The organism is Acinetobacter sp. YH12086 (genome assembly GCF_013419345.1).
Classification (GTDB): domain Bacteria; phylum Pseudomonadota; class Gammaproteobacteria; order Pseudomonadales; family Moraxellaceae; genus Acinetobacter; species Acinetobacter amyesii.
In genome coordinates, this window is the sequence record NZ_VPAF01000009.1 from 115,518 (window position 1) to 125,759 (window position 10,242).

The 10,242-nt window shown below is 39.6% G+C and carries 13 protein-coding genes; 8 read left to right on the forward strand and 5 right to left on the reverse strand.

Annotation, left to right across the window (positions count from 1 at the left end; genetic code table 11):
- Window positions 1-28 precede the first annotated feature (28 nt).
- Window positions 29-1,984 (forward strand): FAD-dependent 5-carboxymethylaminomethyl-2-thiouridine(34) oxidoreductase MnmC, encoded by a 1,956-nt coding sequence (mnmC, locus tag FTU29_RS11475; protein ID WP_180121935.1) that lies wholly within the window; start codon window positions 29-31, stop codon window positions 1,982-1,984.
- Between the two features lie 34 nt (window positions 1,985-2,018).
- Here mnmC and FTU29_RS11480 read toward each other — a convergent pair whose 3' ends face one another.
- Window positions 2,019-2,333 carry a rhodanese-like domain-containing protein gene (locus FTU29_RS11480; protein WP_078194202.1) on the reverse strand — a complete coding sequence of 105 codons (315 nt, stop codon included), beginning with the start codon at window positions 2,331-2,333 and terminating at the stop codon, window positions 2,019-2,021.
- A gap of 92 nt (window positions 2,334-2,425) precedes the next feature.
- On the opposite strand from FTU29_RS11480, the gene FTU29_RS11485 reads away from it, so the two are divergent.
- The 3 genes from FTU29_RS11485 to FTU29_RS11495 all read left to right on the forward strand — a co-directional run bounded on the left by FTU29_RS11485 (window position 2,426) and on the right by FTU29_RS11495 (window position 4,078).
- On the forward strand, window positions 2,426-2,914 hold the full coding sequence (locus FTU29_RS11485; protein WP_078191316.1) for a YajQ family cyclic di-GMP-binding protein: 489 nt from the start codon (window positions 2,426-2,428) through the stop codon (window positions 2,912-2,914).
- Between the two features lie 27 nt (window positions 2,915-2,941).
- Window positions 2,942-3,445 (forward strand): DUF4442 domain-containing protein, encoded by a 504-nt coding sequence (locus tag FTU29_RS11490; protein WP_180121937.1) that lies wholly within the window; start codon window positions 2,942-2,944, stop codon window positions 3,443-3,445.
- A 132-nt stretch (window positions 3,446-3,577) separates the two neighbouring features.
- On the forward strand, window positions 3,578-4,078 hold the full coding sequence (locus tag FTU29_RS11495; RefSeq protein ID WP_180121939.1) for an ester cyclase: 501 nt from the start codon (window positions 3,578-3,580) through the stop codon (window positions 4,076-4,078).
- Between the two features lie 66 nt (window positions 4,079-4,144).
- Here FTU29_RS11495 and FTU29_RS11500 read toward each other — a convergent pair whose 3' ends face one another.
- The 3 genes from FTU29_RS11500 to FTU29_RS11510 are packed head-to-tail and all read right to left on the reverse strand — an operon-like array spanning window position 4,145 to window position 5,914.
- The gene (locus tag FTU29_RS11500) at window positions 4,145-4,564 is read right to left on the reverse strand and encodes an acyl-CoA thioesterase (protein ID WP_078191328.1); all 420 of its coding nucleotides are present in this window, start codon (window positions 4,562-4,564) and stop codon (window positions 4,145-4,147) included.
- A 21-nt stretch (window positions 4,565-4,585) separates the two neighbouring features.
- Window positions 4,586-5,017, reverse strand: coding sequence for a thioredoxin TrxC (gene trxC, locus FTU29_RS11505; RefSeq protein ID WP_078191319.1), 432 nt, complete (start codon window positions 5,015-5,017; stop codon window positions 4,586-4,588).
- Window positions 5,018-5,914 (reverse strand): alpha/beta hydrolase, encoded by an 897-nt coding sequence (locus FTU29_RS11510; protein WP_180121941.1) that lies wholly within the window; start codon window positions 5,912-5,914, stop codon window positions 5,018-5,020. It lies immediately after the preceding gene.
- 124 nt (window positions 5,915-6,038) lie between these two features.
- On the opposite strand from FTU29_RS11510, the gene FTU29_RS11515 reads away from it, so the two are divergent.
- From FTU29_RS11515 to FTU29_RS11530, 4 genes are all read left to right on the forward strand, one after another.
- Window positions 6,039-6,374: a TIGR01244 family sulfur transferase gene (locus tag FTU29_RS11515; protein ID WP_180094834.1), complete on the forward strand. Its 336-nt coding sequence runs from the start codon at window positions 6,039-6,041 to the stop codon at window positions 6,372-6,374.
- On the forward strand, window positions 6,367-6,789 hold the full coding sequence (locus FTU29_RS11520) for a beta-lactamase hydrolase domain-containing protein (protein ID WP_180114427.1): 423 nt from the start codon (window positions 6,367-6,369) through the stop codon (window positions 6,787-6,789). Before FTU29_RS11515 ends, FTU29_RS11520 begins: the two co-directional genes overlap by 8 nt.
- Window positions 6,790-6,992: 203 nt before the next feature.
- Entirely contained in the window at window positions 6,993-8,198 is a 1,206-nt protein-coding gene (locus tag FTU29_RS11525) for a hypothetical protein (protein ID WP_180121943.1), read from the forward strand.
- A gap of 83 nt (window positions 8,199-8,281) precedes the next feature.
- On the forward strand, window positions 8,282-9,661 hold the full coding sequence (locus FTU29_RS11530; protein WP_180121945.1) for a dihydrolipoyl dehydrogenase: 1,380 nt from the start codon (window positions 8,282-8,284) through the stop codon (window positions 9,659-9,661).
- 230 nt (window positions 9,662-9,891) lie between these two features.
- Here the strand turns inward: FTU29_RS11530 and FTU29_RS17460 are convergent, their stop codons facing one another.
- Window positions 9,892-10,068 (reverse strand): hypothetical protein, encoded by a 177-nt coding sequence (locus tag FTU29_RS17460; protein WP_257223001.1) that lies wholly within the window; start codon window positions 10,066-10,068, stop codon window positions 9,892-9,894.
- Window positions 10,069-10,242 lie beyond the last annotated feature (174 nt).

The following is a 10,242-nucleotide window of genomic DNA, read 5'->3' on the forward strand; positions in this document are numbered from 1 at the left end:
CTACTTCAATTTAAAGGTTGCTTGAGTTTTGTCAGGTGCAATTCAGACTGCCGATCTCGATTGGCAAATGATCGATGGCATTGATATTCCAGTGTCTAAACAGTTTGGTGATGTGTATTTTTCGAAGGACAACGGCCTGCTCGAAACACGTCATGTGTTTTTAAAAGGGAATGACCTCGACACTCGCCTTGCGGCACTGACTAATTTTGAATATTTCAGTGTCGGCGAAACAGGTTTTGGTACAGGCTTAAATATTTTAGCTCTGTGGCAATTATGGCAACAGGTTCGTCCAGATAATCACAGTCATCTGCATGCTATTTCTGTAGAAAAATTCCCTTTATCTAAAGCAGACCTCATTCGTGCATTAAATGCATGGCCTGAATTACAACCTTTGGCACAGCAACTGATTGCGCAATATCCTGAACTCATTGCGGGATGTCATCGACTCAATTTTCCAGAAGAACGTTTTTCAATTGATCTTTGGTTAGGCGATGCACATGACGTTTTTCCCGTCATGGCAAAAACTGCTACGGTCAATGCATGGTTCTTGGACGGTTTTGCACCCGCCTGTAATCCTGACATGTGGGAAGAAAACGTACTCAAAAATATCGTGCGTCTATCAGACATTGGGACGACCTTCTCCTCATTTAGTGTGGCAGGTGTACTGAAACGCGGCTTACGTGAGCATGGTATTACCATTACACGACCTCGTGGCTTTGCTCATAAGCGTGAAATGCTCAAAGCTTTTTGGCTCGCGCCTGAAAAGTTAGATGATCAATCCGTAGTTGCTGACATACCCACTTTAGACGAAAAAAAAAATTCTGAAATCACTGTAGGTCATAAGCCCCGTCAAATCGCGATTATTGGCGCTGGCATAGCTGGTTTGAGCTGTGCTTGGGCATTTGCTCAACGCGGGCATCAAGTGCGTATTTACGAGAAATCAGCACCACTCAGCGGTGGATCGGGTAATCCTCTTGCCCTACTCAACCCTAAACTCTGTCCAATTGAACAAAGTGCTGAGCATCTAATGACCTTGAGTTGGTTATATGCGCTCAAGCATTATCAATACTTCAAGGCATTTCGTCCCTTACAGATTCACCAATCTATTTTAAAAAATAAAGCAGAACATCTAGATTTAGCTCAAGCTTATCCTTCAGAGGTATTAGCTGCTGAAGAAGGCACGCTAAATCAATTAGCCTCAACATATCCAACCTTGCTCTTAAAACAAGCAGGCGCAGTCAGTCCACATCAGCTTCGTGACCAAATCTTGGCACATCCACACATTGAATTGTTACAAGCAGATATTCAACGCATTGAGCAACAACAAAATGGCGTTGCGCTATTTACAATGGATCAGCAGCTTCCATCTGCCGAGCATGTCATTCTCTGTGCGGCACGTGACAGTATGCAGCTACAAACAGATTATCCAGAACTGCGTGCCATTCGTGGACAAGTCAGTTGGTTGAACAATCCAGCTCAACAAATGGATATGCATACCGCCTATAGTTATGGGGGCTATTGTATGCAACTGGATGCCGAACAGATGATTATGGGCGCGTCATTTTATCCCGGCCGTGATGACACCGACGTTCTCACAGAAGATCATGTGCATAACTATGAACTTATCCACAGTGTATTCCCCGACTTTGCCAAAACCTTAGCACCGATTGAGCAATGGCAAGGACGTGCAGCAATTCGCGCACAGACAAAAGACTTTTTCCCAGTAATTGGTGCAGTCCATGAAGATCAGCAAATTTATAGCTGTAGTGGACTCGGTTCTAAAGGTTTCCTGTATGCCCCGCTCTGTAGTGAAATCATTGCCGCGCTGGTCTTAAAAGAAGCCTGCCCTATTCCAACACAGCTACTCGATAAAATTCATGCAGCACGTTTTATACGACGCGCCAAAGCCAAACAAAAAACTAAGAAGCCTTATTTTCAGGGTCAGATGCCGTCATCTCCACCTCAAAAAAATAACCTGCAATAAAAAAGCGCCTTTCGGCGCTTTTTTTGATTCGATCTCATTTCCCTTGTTCCAAAGGAAGACCGGCATCACGAGCAGCACGCGTGCCGCCCATTAAGATTACATATTCACGTGAGCTGTCAAAACCCTCTAGTAACTCTGCTGCACGTGGAGCTTTACTTCCGCCACCACATAAAATGTAAATGGGTTGATCCGTTGACACCTGAGTCAGTGCATCTGATGACAATGCGTTGATCGGTCGGTTAACCGCACCTTTCACATGTGCCTCAGCATAAGCACTAGCATCGCGAACATCCCAGATAATCGAGTCTTCTGGGAACTCAAATGTTGTAATTTCTTGTTTACGGATCATTGCGCACTCCTTTTGATGTAAACAACACTTGGCAAATGAAGAAAACATCCCTAGCATCTCAGATATTCTTTCCCTTTGTAAAGGTCTAATCTATGCCTTCTTTTGATATTGTTTCCGAATTAGAAGTTTTTGAAGTAAATCATGCAGTTCAAAACACGCAAAAAGAAATTGCGACGCGTTTTGACTTCCGCGGTCATGACGTTTCAATTGAGTTAAATGAGAAAAATAAGGAAATCAAAATCTCAACAGAAAGCGATTTCCAATGTGAACAAGTGTATACCATGCTCGAAAATCATTTCTTCAAACGTAAAGTTGACATTCAAGCACTCGATCCACAAAAAATGACGGCTTCTGGTAAAAACGTCATTCAAGTGATCAAACTGAAAGACGGTCTTGACTCTGATACTGCAAAAAAAATCAATAAAGCCATTAAAGAAAGCGGCATTAAAGTGCAATCTTCTATTCAAGGCGACAAAATTCGTGTGACTGACAAGAAACGTGACACTTTGCAACAAGTGATGGCGTTCTTAAAAGAGCAACAGTTTGGTGTGCCGCTTCAATTTAATAACTTTAAAGACTAAGGCATTACATTTGCCATAGAGGACGACATGACACGACCAAACCGCCTACATAAAATCGTAAACGCATCATCTAAATTACCGAAAGGTCTTCAGAGTCGTTTGCTCAGTCGAGCTTTTGGTCGTGTCGTGCCCATGGTTGGAACAGCTAAAATCCAATATCAACATGTCAGCCCTGAGCGTGTTGAGGTGAGCATCGCCAATTATAAGGCGATGCAAAACCATATCGGGCAAGTACATGCCTGTGCCATGGCGCTGATCGCAGAAACAGCCACAGGTTTTGTCACAGCAATGAACGTCCCTGATAGCGCCATTGTCCTAATTAAAAGTCTGAAAGTTGATTTTAAACGTCCATCCCAAGGTGGGATGACAGCCATCGCAACGCTTACACCCGAACAGCAACGACAAATGCAAAGTACAGAAAAAGGTGAAACCTTAGTACAGGTCTTAGTCACCGATGAATCTGGTGAAGCACCGATTCAATGTGAAATGCTTTGGGCGTGGGTGGCAAAATCCGCTCTGAAAAATAAATAAATGTAAATAAAACTTACTTTTAGGTAAGTATAAGTTTTACTAAATTTCAGCAAAATCAAGACTGTTTTTTACTATTTATACGCCGTAATTCCGCTCAATATGCTTGCACGACACAAATATATTGAGCACTTTATGAAAAAAATCATTCCCCTTTCATTCATCAGCATGGCGGTGTTTTTAACTGCATGTCAAAGTACTATTCCTGCAACGCCAGCGACTCCAAATCAAGCGGCTGAAAGCAATATTCAAACCAGCCAAGCGGCGGAAAATAAGAAAATCGTCATCGATTTTTATGAAGGTGTCTTTCTTAAACATCAGGTTAAGACATATGCTGACCGATATATTGGCAATCAATATATTCAACATAATCCGCATGTACCTGATGGCAAAGCGCCTTTTGTCGATTATTTTACCGAGTATTTTAAACAAAATCCTGATGCAAAAAACCAGATCAAACGTGCCGCTGCCGAAGGTGATTTGGTCTATTTACATGTGCACTCTACGCAAAATAATAAAGACCGTGGAGAAGCCATTATTGATATATTCCGTGTTGAAAATGGCAAAATTGTTGAACATTGGGATGTGCAACAAAGCATTCCTGAAACCAGTGCCAATTCAAACACGATGTTCTAATTTCTTGGTCACTATTCATAAAAAAGCCACTCGATTGAGCGGCTTTTTTATTGCGTCTAACTTTAATTAAGCTTGATCTGCAGCAAATTTAGCTTTTGCATCCGCAGGAATTTGACGCTTAGCACCTTTCACATCCACAGCGACAAATGTAAACACACCTTCGGTTACGCGAATTGGATCACGTGAGCTGTCATGGCTATCCCAAACTTCAATCTGCATTTGGATAGAGGTATTACCCACTTTTAAAATTTTGGTATATACACTGATGACATCCCCGACTTTCACAGGAACGAGGAAGGTCATTTGGTTAATTGAAATCGTTGCACAGCGTCCTTGACTGAAACGCTCTGCGTGAATTGCACCGGCCAAGTCCATTTGTGACACGATCCAACCACCGAAAACATCACCACTCCAGTTGGTGTCTGCAGGCATCGCGATGGTTTGTAGGGAAAGCGTTCCTTCAGGTTTTACATGAGTTTCTGACACTTTAGCTCCTGGCGCTGACATTTATTGAGGTAGATTTAACTGCTGGTTGAGCCATTGTTGTAACTCACCAGCACGCATTGCACCACTTATTCTAGCAATTTCGTTGGTTTTATTCATCAAAACCAGTGTAGGAATACTACGAACATTAAATGCACCGCTCAATCGAGGGTTTGCTTCGGTATCAATTTTGGCAAAAACCACCTTCGGATTTGATTTTGCAACTTGTGCAAAGTGTGGCGCCATCATCTTACATGGGCCACACCATTCAGCCCATAAATCAATCAGCACAGGTAAATCACTATTGCTAATAAAGTTGGCAAAGTTCTTTTCATTCAACTCGATGGGCGCCAGTGGAATCAATGCTTGATGACATTGACCACATGCAGGTCCAACTTCGAGTTTTTCTTCAGGTACACGGTTTTTTGCACCACATTCAGGACATACAACGATCATTTAGCTGACTCCAACATGTTGATGTAAAAATTCTAATTGGGTTGCCATGGCTTTTTCAAACCATTGCCCATGATAAATATCAAAATGTTGCATTTCCCACTCATAATACTGCACATACGGTGCAATATTGGTCGCAGTTTCTCGGCTTGATTCGATGGGAATCAAACTATCTTCTTTGGCTGCAATAAAAAGTACTGGTATGCTAATTTTCCGGACTTCCAATATTGGGCGATAACGGATTAACTTAAAAAAGGCCCGAGCCGGAATTTCGCCACTCCAATAAAAATCAGGATTGACAATCGATAAATAGCCCGCATAACTGTCTTCAGACTGTAAAAAACACAATCGATGTGGATCGACTACAGGCAAAGTCGTTGGGCTCATCCCAACTTTTGAGCCCATATAGTCCTGACTTGATAATTTTAATGCTTTGGGTAATTGCTGTAAGGGATATAATTTTGCACTTTCAGCGCCGTCGACAAATGGGACTTGTACCATCACCGCTTTAATATTTTTAAGCTCTGCCGCCAAACTAAGTACATAGCCACCACTCAGCGATGTTCCCCATAATACAATGCGCCTTGAATCAATCGATTTACGCTGCTGTAAATGATCGATCATAGTCCGCCAATCTTCAAGTTGAGCTTTAAGATTCACCAACTCTCTCGGACGCCCTGTGCTGCCCCCCCAATAGCGATAATCAAACAACACAACAGCATAGCCCGCTTGTACAAAGCGCTTTGCATATTGCACTAATTTAAATTGGCGTAATGCCGCTAAACCATGTGCTATGAGAATGACTGCAGGTTTTTCAACAGATTTTGGACGATAAAAGTCAGCAGCTATAACATCTTGTCCGCTTTTGACATACAGTGGTTCGACTGTATAGGCGTGCATACGCGCTCCATTGCGTTATTTTATGGTTGTAATCGCTTATAAAAATTTAAGAACATTCTGCTCAAGTTTGTGCTTAATGCTATCATAAAGCATAAATCTATGAATTAAATTATGGAGTGACTCAATGAGCGAAAATGTTGGTTTTGCAGGTCAAATCGGCCCAGAACATGTAGTGCAAGTGGTTGAAAAAGGCTTTAAATCGATTATCAATAACCGCCCTGACATGGAAGGTGGTCCGGAGCAACCAACCAGTGCTCAAATTGAAGAAGCAGCACGTAGCGCTGGTTTAGACTATGTTCATCAACCGGTTGTTGCGGGTCAAATTTCTGAGCTAGATGTCCGTAACTTTGCGAATCATTTTAATGAATTGCCAAAGCCTGTTCTAATGTTCTGCCGTACAGGTAACCGTTCAAATAATCTATATCAACTAGCAAAACAGATGGATCTTTTGGATGACTAAGGCTTTCATTCAAAAAGCTTTATTGATCGCAACATGCATCTTTTCGGCACCCACATTTGCTGATAATAACAGTCAGCCCTTAAATGCAAATTTAAGTGTCTCTGGACAAATGACCACAGATAAGTTTTCAAGTTTACTCAAACAACTTAAATTTAAATCTGTAATTGTGAATCGACCAGATAATGAGGCGGGCAATGAAGTGACTGTTTTACAGTTACGAGGCATTGCGGAAAAGTCTCATGTGAGTGTTGTGTATCAACCTGTGCAAAGCGGTAAAATTTCTCAAACAGACGTGAAAGAATTTGCCAAATATTATAATGAGCTTCCTAAACCCATTTTGATGATTTGTCGTAGTGGTTCACGTTCGACAGCTCTTTTTAATCAAGCTCAGGCTCAAGGTTTGCTCAATGACTAAATTCGTGTTTACCGTTTTATTTACAACGTTGTTGCTAACAGGGTGTAATTCTATGAATGTACGTCCAACCGTTGGTGTAAGTGTCGGGACTGCACTATAAAATGACGAATATAAAGATGGCGCTATTTGCGCCATTTTTTATGTGTGGTATCTTTACGCAATATAACTTTTTCTATACATAAATAACTATTTTGGGGTACTTCATGAAATTCGTTCAAGGGACACTTGTACTTACTTTAGCCACTATACTTACAGCTTGTGGTGGTGGTGGTAGTGATGGATATTTTAATAACGAAGGAACAGATTCTTCTAATCAAAACAATAATAATAACAATGGTGGTACAACAACCCCAACTGAAATTGCAAAAGCACAGTTAGATATTCTAAAACGTGAAGGGCAATATTTATTCGGTAATTATGATCCTAACGATGCATCAACAGCAAAAGGCTATATTGATCATTCAATGGATACATTTGCGCAAGGCCCATTACAATTAAGTTTAGATATTAGAAAAATAAACTTAAACTCATATAAAAATACTTATCACTACAGAGATAAATGTTTCTATTTAAGTAAAACTGACTATAGAGCATGTTATGTTTTTATTGGCGAAGATATTAAAAATATCTTACCGGGTTATGACAACTGGGATTTCGATATTACAGCTAATGATCTAAAAAACATCAAATTACAACATGATGAAGTGACACCAAACTTAGAAGAATATGAATCCAATACTCGCATTTACGTATTTGAAAATGAAAATGGAGATAAAAATTTCCATGATGTAACAATTACTGGTGCATTTGCTTATCCATTTCAACAGTCTTGGGGAATACAACAAACTCAACAAAAAAGGTTTGTTTTAATAAATGGCAATACAAGCGACTATAAAATTACCACAACAGCAATAGTTACGGATCCGTCAACTGGTGAAGATATTGAACGTGAAGTTACAACAGGTGCAATTAGTATTTACAAAGATCTCTCTTCTCTCGATGGAGATTTATACAATATTCAATCTGGATCAGGATTTAATGTATTAATTAACGATAACCCAAATATTCCTTTTGCAGAACCAATTTCATTCGTATTAAACTCAACACCAGGTACCACAAGTTCAGCAAGTTATCGTGTGAAAGCTTCGGGTGAACAAGAACTAATTTTACCTAGCATCACAACAATCGATGGGACTCGAGTTGAGAATGAAGCCTCTAGTTTAAATAGCCAGACATTTACTGGAAGCATTAAATTAACAGGGACGAACATTTTGAAATTTAAACAAGCTACAAGTGGTACTCTTAGTTTTGAACATGCTATTAATGGAATAACATTCAAAGGTTCATCTACTAATAATGCAGGAACTGTAAGTACAAGTTTAACATTACCTTCTGGTATTAAATTTTAAGTGTAAAAAAATGCAATTAAACCCTCTATACTGAGGGTTTTTTTATATATTAGATCTAAACTCATGAAATGAAGCATATCCAAATGTATGACATCATCATTATCGGTGCAGGAACAGCAGGCATTTCAGCCTATAAAGAAGCAATTAAAAAAACACAAAATCTTCTTATCATTAATGATGGGCCTTGGGATACTACCTGTGCACGCGTTGGTTGTATGCCAAGTAAAATACTTATCTCTACTGCCAACCGTATGTACGAAATAAGACATGCAGATAATTTAGGACTAGATGTCAAAAGTGAAATTGATACCTCTAGCGTCATGCAACATGTTCAAACCTTACGTGATCGTTTTACAAGAGCCACGTTAAAAGATGTTGAAAGTTGGCCAAGCCAACATAAAATTTCAGGTAAAGCTGAATTTATTGATTCAAATACCATTCAAGTAAACAACCAAACATTTAAAGCCAAGTCATTTATCCTTGCTGTAGGTACAACTCCTGCTATAGATGCTGAACAAAAACAAATATTAGGCGATAAATTAATTACATCAGATCAGATATTTGAATTAGAACAACTCCCTAAATCAGTCGCAGTTATTGGAAGTGGCGTCATCGCTTTGGAATTAGCGCAGGCTTTAACACGCCTCAATGTAAACACCACAGTTTTTGCACGTAGTCGAAAAATTGGCTCACTGAGTAGCCCTATATTGCAAAAGCTCGCACAGGAAGAATTAAGTAAAGAGTTAAAGCTAAAGTTTGAAATTTTACCTGAACATTATGCTATTGAAAGCGATCTAGTTCATTTAACCTATACTGAAGAAAACGTACAAAAGTCGCTACAAGTTGACTATGTCTTAGCTGCAACTGGCAGACGTACATTATTAAATACATTAGGTTTAGAACGTGTAAGTGCGGAATTTAAAGATATTAAAAATTTGCCAATTAACCCACATACAAAGCAACTTGCAGATTATCCTATTTTTATTGTCGGCGATGCACATACCAGTACCCCTATCCAACATGAAGCAGCTCATGAAGGTAAGTTTGCAGTACAAAACTGTTTAAACTTTCCACAAATTAAACCCATCAAGACGCTAACACCTCTAGGCATCTTATTTTCTACACCACAAATGGCAACCATTGGGCAAAGCTATAAGCAACTACAAGATAAAAACACAGAATTTGTCATTGGTTTTGTTTCTTATGAAAAACAAGGTCGTGCGATTGTTGCTGCTAAAAACAAAGGGGCTACTGAAGTATATGTGGATACAATCAGCCATAAACTATTAGGAGCTGAGCTATTCTGCGCGGAAGCTGAACATTTGGCACATTTATTAGCTTGGATGATTTCAGAAGAACTAAGCATACATGAAATTTTGGATAAGCCTTTCTATCATCCAACGTTAGAAGAAGGGTTAAGAACAGCATTAAAGCATGCAAGACGACAGCTCAATCAAGCTTAGTCTATAAATGTCTCAGGGAGTATAGTAACCACTCATATTCCCTGAAGAAAACCCTGCGATAAAAGCATATTCGATATAAAATTGAGTCAGATTCAATCCATATAAAACCAAACAAACCACTACAAAGACCACCAATGCTGACATCACACGCGCAGCTTTATGTTCTGCCTGATTATATTTTGATGTTTGAATTACCACATTTTAATTTATTTCGATTGATATAAAACTGCTTAAAAATAGGCAATCGAATAATCAAAAATATGCATCAGCACAATACCTATAAACCAATGCAAACCTGCAACCCAATAATTAAATAACAAATGCTGTGGATGCATGACCACACCGATCAGAATCAGCGATAAGACTAAATTTAACAGTAAGTAGTTCGGATAAAATTTTCTGTACATCAAGAGTTTATAATTATTCTATGAATGATTTCAGACTATATCTTTTCCCGCACATAAAAAAACACCCCCTGACGTATCAGGGGGTGTTTCGAATAATGAGCTGGCGATGACTTACTCTCACATGGGTAACCCCACACTACCATCAGCGCTAAGAGGTTTCACTTCTGAGTTCGG

Excerpts from the sequence above, each read along its gene's own strand:
- FTU29_RS11480 (WP_078194202.1), bottom strand. The coding sequence starts at position 2,333 with ATGATCCGTAAACAAGAAATTACAACATTTGAGTTCCCAGAAGACTCG.
- FTU29_RS11485 (WP_078191316.1), top strand. The coding sequence starts at position 2,426 with ATGCCTTCTTTTGATATTGTTTCCGAATTAGAAGTTTTTGAAGTAAAT.
- FTU29_RS11490 (WP_180121937.1), top strand. The coding sequence starts at position 2,942 with ATGACACGACCAAACCGCCTACATAAAATCGTAAACGCATCATCTAAA.
- FTU29_RS11495 (WP_180121939.1), top strand. The coding sequence starts at position 3,578 with ATGAAAAAAATCATTCCCCTTTCATTCATCAGCATGGCGGTGTTTTTA.
- trxC (WP_078191319.1), bottom strand. The coding sequence starts at position 5,017 with ATGATCGTTGTATGTCCTGAATGTGGTGCAAAAAACCGTGTACCTGAA.
- FTU29_RS11510 (WP_180121941.1), bottom strand. The coding sequence starts at position 5,914 with ATGCACGCCTATACAGTCGAACCACTGTATGTCAAAAGCGGACAAGAT.
- FTU29_RS11515 (WP_180094834.1), top strand. The coding sequence starts at position 6,039 with ATGAGCGAAAATGTTGGTTTTGCAGGTCAAATCGGCCCAGAACATGTA.
- FTU29_RS11520 (WP_180114427.1), top strand. The coding sequence starts at position 6,367 with ATGACTAAGGCTTTCATTCAAAAAGCTTTATTGATCGCAACATGCATC.
- FTU29_RS11525 (WP_180121943.1), top strand. The coding sequence starts at position 6,993 with ATGAAATTCGTTCAAGGGACACTTGTACTTACTTTAGCCACTATACTT.
- FTU29_RS11530 (WP_180121945.1), top strand. The coding sequence starts at position 8,282 with ATGTATGACATCATCATTATCGGTGCAGGAACAGCAGGCATTTCAGCC.
- FTU29_RS17460 (WP_257223001.1), bottom strand. The coding sequence starts at position 10,068 with ATGTACAGAAAATTTTATCCGAACTACTTACTGTTAAATTTAGTCTTA.